This window comes from Rufibacter aurantiacus, from assembly GCF_017916345.1.
Taxonomy (GTDB): domain Bacteria; phylum Bacteroidota; class Bacteroidia; order Cytophagales; family Hymenobacteraceae; genus Nibribacter; species Nibribacter roseolus.
In genome coordinates, this window is the sequence record NZ_JAFMSV010000001.1 from 92477 (window position 1) to 108924 (window position 16448).

Sequence of the window (16448 nt, forward strand, 5' to 3'; positions counted from 1 at the left end):
TTTTCCTTGAGCCAATCTCTCTGCTTGGTCAAAGGGAAAAATCCTCGCTGAGAGTAGATCATACCAGAACCCGGAAAATTTTTAGCCTGACAGTTTTTGGGCAAATGGAATATCCGTCCCGGTAAGGGAGAAGAACAACAGCGTGAAAGATTAGCAGCGTCAGTAAGGCACCAGTTCTGCGCAGGCAAAACATCTTTCTTACCCAACACAGCCTAACAGATTGGTAAAATTGTAATTTGCGCAAACGATTACATCATTTAAGCCAAAGCTATGAGCCTCCACCATACCACCCGGCACGCCATTCACCCCGCCGATTTTAAGGGATATGACACCGCCAAACTTCGCGAGCACTTTCTGATTGAGAACCTTTTTCAGGCAGACACTATCCAACTGACTTATACCTTATATGACCGGTTGATTGTAGGAGGCGTGCACCCGGTAAACGGTCCGGTCCGGCTGGACACCTTCCCAACCCTGCGGTCAGAGAACTTCCTGGACCGGCGGGAGATTGGTATCATCAACGTGTCTTCAGACAGCACCATCACGGTTGACGGCGAGGAAATCATCCTGAAGAACAAAGAGGCTTTGTATATAGGCAAGGGCGTGCAGGAAGTCCTGTTCCACCCGGCTCCCAACGGCGCCGACACCCGCTTTTACTTTAACTCGGCGCCCGCGCACCACGCCTATCCTACCAAGAAGGTGCAGTTAAGCGAGGCCGAGACCGTGGAACTGGGTTCCCTGGAGACCGCCAACGCCCGCACTATCCGGAAGGTGTTGATCAACTCCGTAGTGGAAACCTGCCAGCTGCAGATGGGCATCACCGAACTGAAAACCGGCAGCGTCTGGAACACCATGCCTGCCCACACCCATGACCGACGAATGGAAGCCTATTTCTATTTTGAGGTACCCGAGGACCAGACGGTTTGCCACTTCCTGGGCGAGCCGCAGGAAACCCGCCATATCTGGATGCAGAACCAACAGGCGGTGCTCTCCCCACCCTGGTCCATCCACTCGGGCACCGGAACCTCCAACTATACCTTTATCTGGGGCATGGCCGGCGAGAACCTGGATTACAACGACATGGACAAAGTAGCCACCACCGACCTTAAATAGCCGTTCATGACTCATTTATTTGATTTAAGCGGTAAAGTAGCTTTAGTAACCGGCGCCACCCACGGCCTAGGAATGGCCATGGCCATGGCCCTAGGCAAAGCGGGCGCCACCCTGGTGGTGAACGGCAATACCCCGGAGAAAATGGAACGCGCCCTGGAGCAGTACCGCCGACAAGGGCTGGACGTGAAAGGCTATCTGTTTGATGTCACTAACGAGGAACTTGCCAAAGAGAACATCGCCCGTATCGAGCAGGAAATAGGCCCCATCTCCATTCTGGTGAACAACGCCGGCATGATCCAACGCACCCCCGCCCTGGAGATGGAGGTAGCCGATTTCAGGAAGGTGCTGGACGTGGACCTGACCGGTCCGTTCATTATGTCCAAGACCGTGGGCAAGTTTATGGTGGAGCGCCGGGCCGGCAAGATCATCAACATCTGCTCCATGATGAGCGAGTTGGGGCGTGACACGGTTTCTGCCTACGCGGCGGCCAAAGGCGGCCTGAAGATGCTCACCAAGAACCTGGCCACCGAGTGGGCGCGGTACAACGTGCAGGTGAACGGCATCGGGCCGGGGTATTTTGCCACCGACCAAACCGCCCCCATCAGGGTAGACGGGCATCCGTTCAATGAGTTCATCATCCACCGTACCCCGGCTGGGCGCTGGGGAGACCCCGAGGATCTGGCGGGGGCCACCATTTTCCTGGCCAGCAAAGCCAGCGATTTTGTGAACGGACAAATTGTATATGTAGACGGCGGCATTCTGGCCACCATCGGGAAACCCAGCAACGAGCGGTAAGGCTTAGCGACCGAAGGAAAAGTGTTGTGGATTTTTCAAAGTACCCCAGGAGGTCGCCATAGCAGGTTTCAGAAACGAGCCGTTTACGTCGTTCTCTGACCCAGTGCTCACCACGGTGGACCAGTTCAGTTTAACCATGGGCCGCATCACCGCCGAACTGTTCTTTGAGCATTTCAAAACCGAGCCGGATCAGTAACAATTGGCCCAGAAAACGGTGCTCAAACCTGAACTCATCATCAGGGGATCATCGCTCAAAAGAGACTTGGGTAAGGAATAAAGAACATCGGCCCTAAGCACTTTACCCATGGTTTTGGGCCCGATTTCCTGAAAACAGCACTTAAACGCCAAGGATAGCTTCATCCTCTATCAATTCCCTGTTTACAGGATAACAACAAAGGAAGCCCCTTTCCTTTCCTTTCCTGACTTACAAAGCAAAACCGATAGAGACTTGTTTCTCCTCTCCAAAAAGCACTGACAGTCCCTCAACAGAGGTGCTGGACTTCTCCCGAGCCGCCTGGCAGAAAACCTACCCCCGAGACCGTGCAGCCCGGGCTTTCCAACCAGAAGGTCTGGGGCCTCGATCTGACCCAGGAACAAGGCTTGGAGACCCTAATGAACCAGAAACTGGAAGCGCTCCTGCAATAAAAATAGTCTAAAAGGCACTAATTCATACTCTTTTAACAAAAACAGGCACCCACACAGGTGTTGGTGTCTGTTTTTGTCCTATTTTAAGCAAATTACCCTGAAAACGCCCGACTAACTTACCGGCAATCGGGCTGTTTTCAGATCCTTTACAGTATCCCAACGCTACGTTTATGTCATTTTTAGACGATAACTTCTTACTTCAGACCAAAACCGCCCAAACGCTGTACCATGAGCATGCCAAACACATGCCCATCATTGACTACCATTGCCACCTGAACCCCGCCGACATTGCCAATGACCGAAAGTTCAGAAACCTGACCCAAATCTGGCTGGAGGGCGATCACTATAAATGGCGGGCCATGCGCACCAACGGCGTTCCTGAGCGTTTCTGCACCGGCGATGCCGATGATTTTGAGAAGTTTGAGCAGTGGGCCAAAACCGTTCCGCTCACCATGCGCAACCCGCTATATCATTGGACGCACATGGAGCTGAAACGCCCCTTCGGGATACAGAAAATCCTGAAGCCGGAATCGGCCCGCGAGATCTATGATTCAGCCACTGAGATGCTGCAATCCGATGACTTCAGCGTACGCGGCATCCTGAAGAAGATGAACGTAGTCACCATCTGCACCACCGATGACCCCATTGACACCCTGGAGCACCACCAGAAAATAGCCGCTGATGATTTCGGGATCAAGGTATTACCTACCTTCCGTCCAGATAAAGCCATGGCCATTGAAGACGCCGGTTACCTAGGGTACCTGGAGAAACTGGAAGCCGCTTCGGGCGTTTCCATCAGAGACTACCAAAGCCTGCTGGATGCCCTGCAACAGCGCCACGATTTCTTCCACTCCCAGGGCGGACGTTTGTCTGACCACGGCCTAGAAACCATGTACGCCGAGGAATACACCGACCAGGAGATTGCCTCTATTTTTGAAAAAGCGCTGCAAAAACAGGCCTTGAGCAAAGAAGAGGTACTGAAATTCAAATCTGCCATGCTGGTGGAACTGGCCCTGATGGACCACGCCAGAGGCTGGACGCAGCAGTTTCACTTGGGTGCGCTGCGTAACAACAACACCCGCATGATGCGCGAACTGGGCCCCGATACCGGCTTTGATTCCATCGGGGATTTTGACGTGGCCCGTCCGTTGGCTAAATTCATGGACAAACTAGACAACTCCAATCAGTTGGCCAAGACCATCCTCTACAACCTGAACCCAAGCCAGAACGAGCTGTACGCCACCATGATAGGCAACTTCAACGACGGCAGCACGCCGGGCAAAATCCAGTACGGATCGGCGTGGTGGTTCCTGGATCAGAAACAAGGCATGGAGGCCCAAATGAACGCCCTGTCTAACATGGGCTTGCTGAGCCGCTTCGTGGGCATGCTCACCGATTCCCGCAGCTTCCTCTCCTACCCGCGCCACGAGTATTTCAGAAGAATCCTCTGCAACATGCTGGGCAACGATGTGGAGAACGGCGAACTGCCGGCCTCAGAACTGGAATGGATAGGCCAGATGGTGGAGAACATCTGCTACAACAACGCTAAAAACTACTTCAACTTCTAAGCTATGGCCAGCGGAAAAGTATTGTCGTTTGGGGAGCTGCTACTCAGAATCTGTCCGGATGGGCAAGGCCAGTGGCTGCAGGAAAACCGGCTACCCTTCTACGTGGGCGGCGCCGAGCTGAACGTAGCCACGGCTTTGGCGTTGTGGGGCGTTCCCTCGGCGTACCTCACGGCATTGCCCGAGAACTTCGTGTCTGAGCAACTCATGGGCTACATGCAGGAGCGCCAGATTGATACCAGCCCCGTGGTGCTGCAAGGCGACCGCGTGGGCCTTTACTACCTGCCTAAGGGAAAAGACCTCAAAAACGCCGGCGTGATTTATGACCGCGCGGGCTCGGCGTACGCCGATTTGAAAACCAGCACCATCAACTGGGACCAGGTATTTGAAGGGGTGAGTTGGTTCCATTTCAGCGCCATCTGCCCGGCCATCAACCAGAACGTAGCCGAGGTCTGCGCCGAGGCGCTGCAAGTCGCCCAGGAACGCAACATCTTCGTCTCGCTGGACCTGAACTACCGCGCCAAGCTTTGGAAGTACGGCAAAGACCCGGTGGAGGTCATGCCATCGTTGGCCCTAGCCTGTGACCTGATCATGGGCAACGTGTGGGCCGCAAACAAAATGCTGGGCATGCCGCTGGATGAGGAACTGGTGCAGGACATCGAGAAAGAGAAACTGCTGCAGCACGCCACCTTAACATCTGAAGCGATTCTGAAAGCATTCCCCAAGTGCAGGATCGTGGCCAACACCTTCCGGTTTGACCACGGGCCACAGGGCATCCGGTACTTCACCACGCTCTACACCCAGGGCGAACTGCACGTGTCACAGGAGTACGTGGTAGATAAGATCCTGGACAAAGTGGGCAGCGGCGACTGCTTCATGGCCGGGCTCATCTACGGCTTTTATCACCAGCGCGCACCGCAGGAAACCCTGGAGTTTGCCACCGCGGCGGCCTTTAAGAAATTATTCATTGAAAGCGACGCTACCACCAGCACGGTAGCCGAGATTGAGGAAACCATTCAAGCGTATGCCAAATAAAGAAACGGCCCTGCAGGCCATCGTAAACCAGGGGCTTCTGCCGTTATTCTTCCATGAGGACCCACAACTGAGCCTGGACGTGGTGAAAGCCCTGTACCAGGCGGGCGTGAGAACGCTGGAGTACACCAACCGCGGGGCCACCGCGCTGGAAAACTTCACGTTTCTGAAAAACGAGCTCAAAACGTACCAGGACCTGCACCTGGGCATAGGCACCATCAAAACCGTGCAACAGGCCAACGATTTTCTCAAAGCCGGTGCCGATTACGTGGTGGCTCCCATTGTGGACCCGCAGGTAGGCAACCTGGTGCATGAGGCCGGTCTGCTCTGGATTCCGGGGTGCTTCACGCCCACCGAGATCCATGTGGCGCAGCAGGCACAGGCAGCCTTGATAAAGATCTTCCCGGCCAACATTGTGGGCCCGGCGTTTGTGTCTTCCATCAAGGAGTTATTCCCGGGGCAGTTGTTCATCCCTACGGGGGGCGTGGAAATGGAAGAGGAGAACTTCCGCACCTGGTTTAAAGCGGGGGTCTGTGCCGTGGGCATGGGCAGCAAACTTATCAGCAAAGACATTCTGGCCAATCGGCAGTTTGATACCTTACAGGACCTCACGGCACAAGCATTGGAATTAGCGCAGAGATGTAGAAAATAGTTAACCCCGCCCTTATGACCCAAACGAAACAAACTAAACCAATCACTATGACAGGCCAGGAAAAGATTGGCAAGTACCGGTGGACCATCTGCGCCCTGCTTTTCTTCGCCACCACGGTCAATTACCTGGACCGGCAGGTGCTCAGCCTGCTGCAGCCGCTGCTAGCGGAGAAGTTTGGCTGGTCCAACACCGATTACGCCAACATTGCGGCGGTTTTCCAGTTCACCTACGCCATTTCCATGCTCTTCGCCGGCCGCATTATTGACCGTTTAGGAACAAAGCAAGGCTATGCCTGGGCACTGATCATCTGGTCTTTGGCTGCCATTCTGCACGCCTACGCCGAGCCGCTGGGCAGGTCGGTGAGTCCGTTGTTCACAGCCCTTGGGTTTGGGGCGTTGCCGGTTTCGGTGATCGGGTTCATGGTGGCCCGGGCTTTCCTGGGCTTCGGGGAGTCGGGGAACTTCCCGGCGGCCATCAAGGCTACCGCCGAGTACTTCCCTAAAAAAGAACGCTCTTTGGCGACGGGTATCTTCAACTCGGGTTCCAACGTGGGGGCCATCCTGGCACCAATCACCGTGCCCTGGATTGCCGCGCACCTGGGCTGGGAATACACCTTCTTTATCATCGGGGCGATTGGGTTTCTGTGGCTGTTTTTCTGGTTCACTTTCTACGAAACACCCGATAAACAGAAAAGACTCTCGGCCGCCGAGCGCGACTACATCAGCAGCGACAGCGAGCCCGTGCTGGAGCCTGATTCCCCGGCCTCGGCGGAGAAAGTGTCCTGGTTCAAGCTGTTGGGCTTCAAACAGACCTGGGCATTCGCCTTCGGGAAATTTCTCACCGACGGGGTTTGGTGGTTCTTCCTCTTCTGGCTGCCGGCCTACCTCAAAGCCCAGTACGGCCTCACCGGCACCCAGGTGATGCTTCCCTTATCTGTGCTGTACAGCATGACCATGGTGGGCAGCATTGGCGGTGGCTGGTTCCCGATGTACTTCATCAACAAAGGCTATAATCCTTACGAAGGCCGCATGCGGGCCATGTTCGTGATCGCGTTGTTCCCGCTGTTGGTGCTGGCGGCGCAGCCTTTGGGAGGCATCAGCTACTGGTTTCCGGTGCTGTTCATTGGGATTGGAGCTTCGGCGCACCAGGCTTGGTCGGCAAACATCTTCACCACCGTTTCCGATATGTTCCCTAAGAAATCCGTGGCCTCGGTGACGGGTATCGGCGGCATGGCCGGGGGTATCGGGGGCGTGGTTGTGACCAAAGTAGGCGGTTACCTCTTTGACCATTATGAAGCCCTGGGTCACGTGGAGACCGGTTACACCATCATGTTTGCGTTCTGCGCCTTGGCGTACCTGGTGGCCTGGTCAGTGATGAAATCGCTGGTGCCTAAGATGAAACCGGTGGTGTTGTAATCAGCCTGCCTCGTTTCTTAGGTGCAATCACTGGAAGGCTTTCTTCTAAGATTCTCCTCCTGAATAAGCCTTTGGATTCTGCGATCTGAAGGCTTATTCATGTACAAGCCTTCCTCTTTCTGCATTATCTACCGCTTTGTTTCCCGTTACCTGTTTTTAGCCTATTTTCAGAAAATCAGCCCCTAAACGTAGCCCCATGAACCCCGTGTATGTCCTCAGGTTTACCTTCCTACTGCTATTCACTGTTACTACCTGTTTCGCTCAGCACCAAGCGCCCCTCACGCTTTGGTACGACAAACCCGCCGCCAACTGGAACGAAGCGCTTCCGCTGGGCAACGGTCGCCTCGGGGCCATGGTGTTCGGGGGGCCCGCCAAAGAGCAGTTGCAGTTGAACGAGGAAACGGTCTGGGCCGGCGAACCTGGCAACAACGTCAAGAACGACCTCTACAGCGCCCTGCCTAAAATCCGGAGGCTGATTTTTGAAGGCAAGCACAAAGAGGCGCAGGCCCTGGCGTTGGAAAAACTTCCCAGAAACGCGCCCGCCGGCAACAACTACGGCATGCCCTACCAACCCGTGGGCAACTTGTTCCTGCACTTCCCCGGCCACGAGAAAGCCACTTCCTACCGCCGTGAGCTGGACATCAGCCAGGCGGTGGCCTCGGTCTCCTACAAGGTGGGCGACGTGAACTACAAACGGGAGATGCTTTCTTCTTTCATCGATGATGTCCTCCTCATCCGGCTCACCGCCGATAAACCCCGCAGCCTCACCTTCACCCTGGGAGCCGACAGTCCGCATAAAAGCTACGCAGTCAGCACGCAGGGAGACCAGTTGCTGCTGAACGGAATTTCCGGCGACAAGGGCAACAAGAAAGGCAAGGTGCGATTCCAGGCGCGGGTGCAGCCCAAGGTGATCGGGGGCAAACTCACGGCTTCTGCCAACGCCCTCCAGATCACCGGCGCCGATGAAGTAGTCCTTTACATTTCCATGGGTACCAACTTCAAGAACTACCGGGACATCTCCGGTGATGAGGATGCGAAAACAGCCCATTTCTTGAAAAAGGCCTTCAAAAAAGACTACCCAAAAGCCCGCGAGGCGCACATCCGGCACTACCAGAACTACTTCAACCGGGTATCGCTGGATTTGGGTACCACGGAGGCCATGGGCAAACCCACCAACGTGCGCCTGGCCGAGTTCGCCAAAGGCAACGATCCGCAGCTGGTGAGCTTGTACTTCCAGTTCGGGCGGTATCTATTGATCTCCAGCTCGCAGCCGGGCACCCAGCCGGCCAACCTGCAAGGCATCTGGAACGACAAAGTTTCCCCGCCCTGGGACAGCAAGTACACCGTGAACATCAACACCGAGATGAACTACTGGCCCGCCGAGGTCACCAACCTGCCGGAGATGCACGAGCCGCTTTTCAGCATGCTGAAGGACCTGTCCGAGGCCGGCAAGGAAGCCGCCTCCAAGATGTACGGCGCGCGCGGCTGGGCTCTGCACCACAACACCGATCTCTGGCGCATGACCGGTCCGGTAGACGGGGCTTTTTACGGCCTGTGGCCCATGGGCGGTGCCTGGCTCACGCAGCACCTGTGGCAGCATTACCTCTACACCGGCGATAAGAAATTCTTGAAGCAGGTCTACCCCACCCTCAAAGGCGCCGCCACCTTCTTCGTCGATGTGTTGCAGGAAGAGCCCAGCCACCGGTGGCTGGTGGTGGCCCCGTCCATGTCACCGGAGAACACCCACCAGAACGACGTTTCCATTGCGGCCGGCACCACCATGGACAACCAGTTGGTGTTCGATGTCTTCTCAAACGTCATCCACGCGGCCGCGGCCCTGAACACCGACTGGGCCTTCGCCGACACACTCCAGAAAATGCGGGACCGGTTGCCTCCCATGCAGGTAGGCCAGCACGGCCAACTGCAGGAATGGCTCCACGACTTGGACAGCCCCACCGACAAGCATCGCCACGTATCGCACCTCTACGGTCTGTTCTCCAGCAACCAGGTGTCGCCCTACACGCAGCCTGAGCTGTTTGAGGCCGCAAAAACCTCGCTCGTTTACCGCGGCGATAAATCCACGGGTTGGTCCATGGGCTGGAAAGTGAACCTCTGGGCCAGACTGCTGGACGGAAACCGCGCCTACAAACTCATAGAAGACCAACTCACACCCGCCGGGGCGGTGGAATCGGGCGAAGGCGGAGGCACCTACCCCAACCTTTTCGATGCCCACCCACCCTTCCAAATCGATGGTAACTTCGGCTGTACGTCTGGCATCGCCGAGATGCTGTTGCAGAGCCATGACGGGACCCTGCACCTGCTTCCCGCCCTGCCGGACAAATGGCAGACAGGCGAGGTGAAAGGCTTGGTGGCCCGGGGCGGCTATGTGATTGACATGCGCTGGGAGTACGGGAAAGTGAAAGCCCTCACTGTCCATTCCAAACTGGGCGGTAATTGTCGCATCAGGGTAGCCAACGGATTGGAACTGAAAAGCAAGGGAGACCTGAAGAAAGCCGAGGGAACCAACCCCAATTCCTTCTACCAGATGGCAGCCATCAAAACGCCTTTGGTGTCGCCCAAGGCAACCATTAAGCCGGCTACTGTTCCCAACACCTCGCTGCTTGATCTGAAAACTGAGAAAGGGAAAACCTATGAGCTCATCGGGCTGTAAGTATTTCCGGGTTTATCTTGTTTAAAGCCTTCTGATTTCCACACAAGGGATAGACTTCCATTTAGGGCCAGTTTTAGAGAAATCGGCTGGAAAACGGGAAGCTTCTGCCACTTCGGCGGAGAAAAGGAAATTAGCTTATATTTTAAAAATTGGTTATTAAAGCTCATTTAATACTAGAGAACCCTTAACAAAGAAGCCAATATCTTCTATATTTGTTAATGACCATTCCCTTATACTACCGAGTTGGTCTGAAATTAAGAAATGAGGCGCCTCTAGAGGTACCTCGCAAATTGCCAAATTATGGATGGTTCATCTAACAGTGCCCTGCATACCTATGACAAACACGTAGGGCTGAAATTCCAGTTATACAACAGCTTGTTCACGGCGCTTCCGTTCCACCGGGTGGAGAAAACGGGCGTATTGCTTTCCATTTTCCTGCTGCACTGCGAGGAAGGTTTTGGGAAAGTGTTAAGCCCCGCCGAGATCATCAGCACGTTCTTCAGCCAGTACACACCCTACCGCACCGAGCAGGAGCAAATGGATTTGCTGTTTCGGTTTGTGCAGTATGCCGAGCGCCAGGTGGTGCTGTTCGATGCCCTGGAGGACGCCTCTTTCCGGGAAACGCATGACATGAGCGGGGCCGGTACCCTGAAGCACCTGCAGGCCGAGGTGGAACAGACCCAGGCCCACCAGCAACTGAAAGAGAAGCTGAAGGATTTTTCGGTAAGGTTGGTGCTTACGGCCCATCCCACCCAGTTCTATCCTAGTGAGGTATTGGGCATCATCAACGACCTGTCCAAGGCTTTGGTGAGCGATAACACAGCGCAGGTGAACAGCTATTTGCGGCAATTGGGCAAAACTCCGTTTTTCAAGAATGAGAAACCCTCCCCCTATGACGAGGCTGTCAGCCTGATCTGGTACCTGGAGAACGTGTTTTACCAATCGGCGGGGCAAATCATGTCTTCCCTGAAAACCCAGTTCCCGGAGGCAGTATCGGCGGATAATCCTTTGATCCGGCTGGGCTTCTGGCCCGGGGGCGACCGCGATGGCAACCCATTTGTCAATGCCCAGATTACGCTCAAAGTGGCAGAGGCCTTACGCGGGGCCATCATCAAGTCTTATTACCAGGATGTGCGGCGGCTCAAGCGGCGACTCACGTTCAAAGGCGTTTTGAACGAGCTGATTGCGCTGGAGGAAAAGCTGTACAACAACCTCTTTTTGCCCGGTTACAAAGCCGATATCACCAAGGAAGACATTCTGGCACCACTGGAGAAAATCACCCAGACGCTCATAAAAGACCACAACGGGCTGTTCCTGAACCTGGCCGAAAATTTGGTCCGGAAAGTGGAGCTGTTCGGGTTGTACTTCGCCTCGTTGGATGTGCGGCAAGACAGCTCGGCGCACACTGAGGCCCTGGAAGCCATCGCAGCCCAAACCGAGGCACTTCCTAAAAACTACACCCAGCTTTCGGCGGAAGAAAAGATTGGTGCGCTCCTGAAGGCAAATACTACTGTGGACCCAACGACGTTTGAGAATGACCTACACCGCGATACCGTGGAGTCCATGCAGGCCATCAAAGCCATTCAGCAGATTAACGGCGAGCAGGGTTGCCACCGCTACATCATCAGCCACAGCACCAGCGCCCTTGATATCATGGAAGTCTACGGCCTGTTCCTCTTGAGCGGCTGGAAACCCGAGGAACTGAGCGTGGACATTGTGCCGTTGTTTGAGACCATTGATGACCTGAGAAACGCCCGCGGGGTGATGCAGGCCTTGTACACCTCTGAGGTGTACCGGCAGCATTTGCAGCGGCGCGGCAACATCCAGACCATCATGCTGGGTTTCTCAGACGGCACCAAAGACGGCGGCTACCTCATGGCCAACTGGAGCATCTACAAAGCCAAGGAAGAACTGAGCCTGCTGGCCAAACAGCACGATTTGCAGGTGGTCTTCTTTGACGGCCGCGGCGGACCTCCTGCCCGGGGTGGCGGCAGAACGCACCAGTTCTACGCGTCCATGGGCTCCAACATCGCCAGCAAGGAAATCCAGTTGACTATCCAAGGGCAGACCATCAGCTCCAACTTCGGGACCATTGACGCGGCGCAGTACAACATGGAACAGCTCATGCACGCCGGCATTAGGAACGCGCTGTTCACCGCCCGCGAAACCACCCTCACTCAGGAAGAGGAACAACTCATGCAGCAGATGGCCGACGAGAGTTACCAGGCCTACAACACGCTCAAAAACCTGCCTAACTTCCTGGAGTACCTCAACTACGCCAGTCCGCTCAGGTATTACGCCGAGGCCAATATAGGGAGCCGTCCGGCCAAGCGGAAGCCGGGCAAACTGAACCTGAACGACCTCAGGGCGGTACCGTACGTGGGTTCCTGGAGCCAGTTGAAGCAGAACTTGCCCGGCTATTATGGCGTGGGCACCGCCATGGAGAAGCTGGAAAACGAAGGCCGCTGGGAAGCCGTGGAGCAACTGTATTCCCGCTCTTTGTTCGTCCGCACCTTGGTGGGCAACTGCGAGATGGCTATGACCAAGTGCTTTTTCCCGCTCACCGCCTTTCTGGCCAAGCACCCGCAGTACGGCGAGCTCTGGAAGATGATCCATGAGGAATTTGAGCGCACGAAGCAATACGTTTTGCGCCTCACCGGCAATGCCCAGCTTATGGAAGACAAACCCGTGAACCGGTTGTCCATCCAGATGCGCCAGCGCATTGAGTTACCCCTGCTCACCATCCAGCAATTCGCCCTCACCAAAATCAGGGAAATGGAAGAGCAGGAAACCGAGGCTCCGGACAAAAGCAAATTTGAGAAACTGGTCATGCGCTGCTCTTTCGGGATTATCAACGCCGAACGGAACTCTGCGTAAACTTTGTGGTAATTGATGAAAAAGCGAAACCCGACTACTCTGCAGCAGCCGGGTTTCGCTTTTTCTGTTTTAGGCCTTTTTTCTGGAAACAGCAGCTAAAACAGAGCCAAATGTGAATTTCTTTTTATGTCTGGCGCAAGTGTCCGCTTGTGCCTTTTTGGGTGAGGTCTGTTTTGGGGCTATTCTCCAAAAAATAGCTGAATATACGTTGGCACAAGGGAACGCTTGCGCCAGGTCATCCTTTATAAGGGTTTCGTGTAAACAATGCGCAAGAGAGCCGTTGGCAGAAGTATGGTGTTTACACAACTTTAGACACAGGCTTTTTCTTTTCATCGACCAGCTTTACTTTGACAAAGAACCAAAGCACCGGCTCGAAACCATTTTCTTCAGCATTCATGTATTCTACTAGCTTTTCCCAATTGTTGTCATTGGCAATAAGACCGTATTGATTAATCTGCACACCAAACTTATCTACTAGATCGTCAGCAATGTCATGGCAGTGAAAAGTATGGAAGTCGCCACTAGCCTCAATTCCTATCAAATCATAGCCAATTACTTTTTCTGATTCATCAGCTACTTCAGGTATCTGCCTGTTTACGTTATCCCAAAGTCCGATAGCTCCAATATCTTTTCCCTCAACTACAAACTCCGCTATCAATGCATCTTTCTCCGTTTCGGGAAAATTCACACTAAAAATTTGATAGTCCTGTGCCGTGGCAAAGAACCTTTCTTTATATTCATGTAAGGTGTCAAAATCAGAGAAGGTATTTACCCAGCCAATTTTCTTTTCCTCAAACTTTTGGTCAGCCCAAGTCTGGATTTCCTTGATCTGGGATGTGGTCAGATTGAATTCTTCTCTTGCCTCTTTAAGTCCGCTGTTTCCGCTTGAACTCCAAGAAATTGACCAAGCATCGAAGTAGGAGTCGTTTATACAAGTACTGCATGTGCAAACTTTAGAACCCTTTCTGGAGCCGAAATCTGCAAGACGTACTTTCAGGAAATAATAGGCTCCTAGATAATACTTCATATTTTTAGCTTGTGCCTAAAAGTGAAAAAAAGAAAACTCTAAACAGGCTAAAGCCCTTCTGGAACTCACTCACAACTTCAAGTTTAGCTCTGATTTCCGAAAAACAGCTGTGAAACGGAATCCTACTTCCAGGTTTGCACCAAATGGTAAATGAGACCTGCGGCCAGCTTGGCGGTGCGGTTGTCAATGTCAAACCGGGGATTCAACTCCACCACATCCACGGAGAGAAGCTTTCCGCTGCCGGCAATTTCTTGGAGGAGGGGCAAAACCGCCTGTGGCGTAAGGCCCAGTGCAGTGGGCGCACTCACGCCGGGCGCGTAGGCCGCCGCGAACACGTCCAGGTCAATGCTGAGGTAAACCTTGTCCACCTGGCTGATGAACTGCTGAATTTTCTGCTTTACGTTTTCCGTCATCCCAAAATGCAAGTCCTGAGCCTCTACATACTCCACGCCCAGATCAGCGGCAGTTTGAAAAAGTTTTCGGGTGTTTCCGTACTCTTGGATGCCCAGGCAGAGGTAATGGAACTCTTTTCCCGCTACGTCCACCTCATGAGCAATCTGCAGGAATGGGCTCCCGGAACTGGAATGAGGCATGTAGCTTCGGAGATCAAAATGGGCGTCCAGGTTGATGATGCCTAGTCTCTCCTGGGGTTCCAACTGTTTGTGGATGCCCAGGAAATGACCATACGCCGTTTCGTGGCCCCCTCCCATGACAATGGGCCGGTATCCTTTTTTGAGGAGTACTTCCACTTTTCGGCCGAGCTGGGTTTGGGCCTCCTCCAGTTTTTGGTTCGCGCAGATGATGTCGCCGCCTTCGAAGATTTGTACCTCGTTGGGCAGATGATCCGCGAGTGCCGACATGGCCAGGCGGAGGGCATCGGGTCCCTCGGCGGCGCCCACCCGACCCAGGTTACGCCGCACGCCTTCGTCACAGCTGAATCCTATAAACGCGAAATTTCCGTTTCCATCGGCTACTTCCCCGGAAAGGTCCATTAATTGCACCACCTGGTGCCATCGCAGGCCCAACTCGCCGTCCTGCGGGTCTATCCTCCCCTTCCAGGTAGTTTTGTCTGATGGTTTGTACATTTATTCCTAAACTATTTTAAATCAGGTTAAGACATCACGGCTGCGGTTATTGCGCTTTGCAGAGCTTTCCACGTTTCCAGACCATGGCTGGTTTCAGTTTGCCTTGATGATACAGTATTTCCCGGTAATCTGCCGTCGGGAAAGCGACCATATCGGCCAGCAGGCCGGGTACCAGGCGACCCCGGTCCTCCAGGCGTAGGGCGTGGGCTGCCCGGAAGGTAATACCGGCAAACGTCTCGGCCAGGGTCAGTTTTTCGGCGGCACCCAGTAAGGCAGCCTGCAGTAGCAGATCACCCATAGGCGCCGAGCCAGGATTCCAGTCGGTGGCAATGGCCACACAGAGGCCTCCGTCCAGAAACTGGCGGGCGGGTGCAAATGGCATTCCCAGGCCCATGGAGGCTCCCGGCAGCACAGTGGCCACCACCTCAGTGGCTTTCAATTCCGCAATTTCATCGGGTCCGCTGGCCTCCAGGTGATCTGCGCTGGCTGCTTTTACCTGCGCCGCCACCTGACTGCCGCCGGTACTGAACTGATTGGCATGCACGGTCACCTCGAATCCTAGAGCTTGGGCGGCTTGCAGGTAAGCCAAGGCTTCTGCCTCAGAGAAGGCGGTGTCTTCAATGAAGATATCTACCCGCTGGGCAAGGTTTTGCTCTTTTACTTTCGGGAGCAGTTCTTGTAAAATGTGCTGTAAATAAGCGCCTGCATCTGAGAACTCCGGCGGGCGCATGTGGGCGGCCAGGCAGGTAGGCACCAGATCTAAGGCCAATTGTTGGTCTGCTTCTTTGATGGCCTGCAGCATTTTGATTTCCTCGGCTACCGTGAGGCCGTAGCCACTTTTCACCTCACAGGTAGTCACGCCCTCGGCCAGGTGCCGCTTTCCCCTGTTTATGATTCCTTGCACCAGTTCTTCCTGAGAAGCAACCCTGGTTTTGGAGACGGTATCCAGGATACCGCCGCCGCTGCGGGCAATCTCCAGGTAACTTTTCCCGGCTACCCGCAAGGCATAATCGCGGGCTCTGTATCCCGCAAAACACAGGTGCGTGTGGGCATCTATGAACCCGGGCAATAGCACCATGGGCTCTTCTATCTTCTGCAACCTGTAATGCCGGGCTTCCGCTTCCTGCGCCAACTCTGCATAGGAACCCACCTGCTCAATCTTCTCCCCTTTAATGAGGACACCGGCGCTTTCCAGTACTTCCAATTGTCCGTCATCCAGCGCCCCGTTCAACGGCAAACCTGCCATGGTAATAATCTGACTGAAAGGTCCGATGAGGGTAAAGCGGTCTAGGTCTTCTAGCATGGAGGTTAGGTTACTGGAGGAATTAGGTGCAGGTAGCAAGTTAATGACTGTTGCTTTGCAAAAATGGTTTTAAGGCTCTTTTATGAAAAACAGGCGAAAAATGCCAAATAGAAGGAAGCAGGTTATGACCAGTAAGCAATGCCGATGTAGGGGCAATCCCTTGTGGTTGCCCAATTACGATTGCCGCTGCATTAGGGTAACCACAAGGGATTGCCCTTACAGAATCGATTCATCGCTGGCATGAGCTTGCAGCTCTTGTCCGCATGCA

The 16448-nt window shown here is 54.2% G+C and carries 11 protein-coding genes and 1 pseudogene; 9 read left to right on the forward strand and 3 right to left on the reverse strand.

From position 1 onward, the window contains the following. Positions 1–270 precede the first annotated feature (270 nt). The 9 genes and pseudogenes from kduI to J3P34_RS00405 all read left to right on the forward strand — a co-directional run bounded on the left by kduI (position 271) and on the right by J3P34_RS00405 (position 12765). Positions 271–1113, forward strand: a complete 843-nt coding sequence (gene kduI, locus J3P34_RS00365; protein WP_210485878.1) for a 5-dehydro-4-deoxy-D-glucuronate isomerase — start codon at positions 271–273, stop codon at positions 1111–1113. Positions 1114–1119: 6 nt separating this feature from the next. Continuing rightward, a complete protein-coding gene (locus J3P34_RS00370) occupies positions 1120–1908 on the forward strand; it encodes a gluconate 5-dehydrogenase (RefSeq protein ID WP_210485880.1) in 789 nt (262 codons plus the stop codon). A gap of 46 nt (positions 1909–1954) precedes the next feature. Continuing rightward, positions 1955–2104: pseudogene (locus tag J3P34_RS22305) on the forward strand (LacI family transcriptional regulator); the annotation flags it as partial. 619 nt (positions 2105–2723) lie between these two features. After that, entirely contained in the window at positions 2724–4121 is a 1398-nt protein-coding gene (gene uxaC / locus J3P34_RS00380; protein WP_210485882.1) for a glucuronate isomerase, read from the forward strand. A 3-nt stretch (positions 4122–4124) separates the two neighbouring features. After that, positions 4125–5153, forward strand: coding sequence for a sugar kinase (locus J3P34_RS00385; protein WP_210485884.1), 1029 nt, complete (start codon positions 4125–4127; stop codon positions 5151–5153). Then, entirely contained in the window at positions 5143–5802 is a 660-nt protein-coding gene (locus J3P34_RS00390) for a beta/alpha barrel domain-containing protein (RefSeq protein ID WP_210485885.1), read from the forward strand. Before J3P34_RS00385 ends, J3P34_RS00390 begins: the two co-directional genes overlap by 11 nt. A 47-nt stretch (positions 5803–5849) precedes the next feature. Beyond that, positions 5850–7217: an MFS transporter gene (locus tag J3P34_RS00395; RefSeq protein ID WP_210485887.1), complete on the forward strand. Its 1368-nt coding sequence runs from the start codon at positions 5850–5852 to the stop codon at positions 7215–7217. Positions 7218–7413: 196 nt separating this feature from the next. After that, the gene (locus J3P34_RS00400; protein WP_210485889.1) at positions 7414–9888 is read left to right on the forward strand and encodes a glycoside hydrolase family 95 protein; all 2475 of its coding nucleotides are present in this window, start codon (positions 7414–7416) and stop codon (positions 9886–9888) included. 300 nt (positions 9889–10188) lie between these two features. After that, positions 10189–12765: a phosphoenolpyruvate carboxylase gene (locus tag J3P34_RS00405; RefSeq protein ID WP_210485891.1), complete on the forward strand. Its 2577-nt coding sequence runs from the start codon at positions 10189–10191 to the stop codon at positions 12763–12765. 298 nt (positions 12766–13063) lie between these two features. Here the strand turns inward: J3P34_RS00405 and J3P34_RS00410 are convergent, their stop codons facing one another. From J3P34_RS00410 to hutI, 3 genes are all read right to left on the reverse strand, one after another. After that, positions 13064–13792, reverse strand: a complete 729-nt coding sequence (locus J3P34_RS00410; RefSeq protein WP_210485893.1) for a hypothetical protein — start codon at positions 13790–13792, stop codon at positions 13064–13066. 122 nt (positions 13793–13914) lie between these two features. Next, on the reverse strand, positions 13915–14877 hold the full coding sequence (gene hutG / locus J3P34_RS00415; RefSeq protein ID WP_210485895.1) for a formimidoylglutamase: 963 nt from the start codon (positions 14875–14877) through the stop codon (positions 13915–13917). 46 nt (positions 14878–14923) lie between these two features. Next, on the reverse strand, positions 14924–16180 hold the full coding sequence (hutI, locus tag J3P34_RS00420; RefSeq protein ID WP_210485897.1) for an imidazolonepropionase: 1257 nt from the start codon (positions 16178–16180) through the stop codon (positions 14924–14926). Between the last annotated feature and the right edge of the window lie 268 nt (positions 16181–16448).

What these genes read in the sequence shown, in the direction of transcription:
- J3P34_RS00405 (WP_210485891.1), top strand. Translation starts at nt 10,189, where the DNA reads ATGGATGGTTCATCTAACAGTGCCCTGCATACCTATGACAAACACGTA.
- J3P34_RS00400 (WP_210485889.1), top strand. Translation starts at nt 7,414, where the DNA reads ATGAACCCCGTGTATGTCCTCAGGTTTACCTTCCTACTGCTATTCACT.
- J3P34_RS00410 (WP_210485893.1), bottom strand. Translation starts at nt 13,792, where the DNA reads ATGAAGTATTATCTAGGAGCCTATTATTTCCTGAAAGTACGTCTTGCA.
- hutI (WP_210485897.1), bottom strand. Translation starts at nt 16,180, where the DNA reads ATGCTAGAAGACCTAGACCGCTTTACCCTCATCGGACCTTTCAGTCAG.
- J3P34_RS00370 (WP_210485880.1), top strand. Translation starts at nt 1,120, where the DNA reads ATGACTCATTTATTTGATTTAAGCGGTAAAGTAGCTTTAGTAACCGGC.
- hutG (WP_210485895.1), bottom strand. Translation starts at nt 14,877, where the DNA reads ATGTACAAACCATCAGACAAAACTACCTGGAAGGGGAGGATAGACCCG.
- J3P34_RS00395 (WP_210485887.1), top strand. Translation starts at nt 5,850, where the DNA reads ATGACAGGCCAGGAAAAGATTGGCAAGTACCGGTGGACCATCTGCGCC.
- J3P34_RS00385 (WP_210485884.1), top strand. Translation starts at nt 4,125, where the DNA reads ATGGCCAGCGGAAAAGTATTGTCGTTTGGGGAGCTGCTACTCAGAATC.
- kduI (WP_210485878.1), top strand. Translation starts at nt 271, where the DNA reads ATGAGCCTCCACCATACCACCCGGCACGCCATTCACCCCGCCGATTTT.
- uxaC (WP_210485882.1), top strand. Translation starts at nt 2,724, where the DNA reads ATGTCATTTTTAGACGATAACTTCTTACTTCAGACCAAAACCGCCCAA.
- J3P34_RS00390 (WP_210485885.1), top strand. Translation starts at nt 5,143, where the DNA reads ATGCCAAATAAAGAAACGGCCCTGCAGGCCATCGTAAACCAGGGGCTT.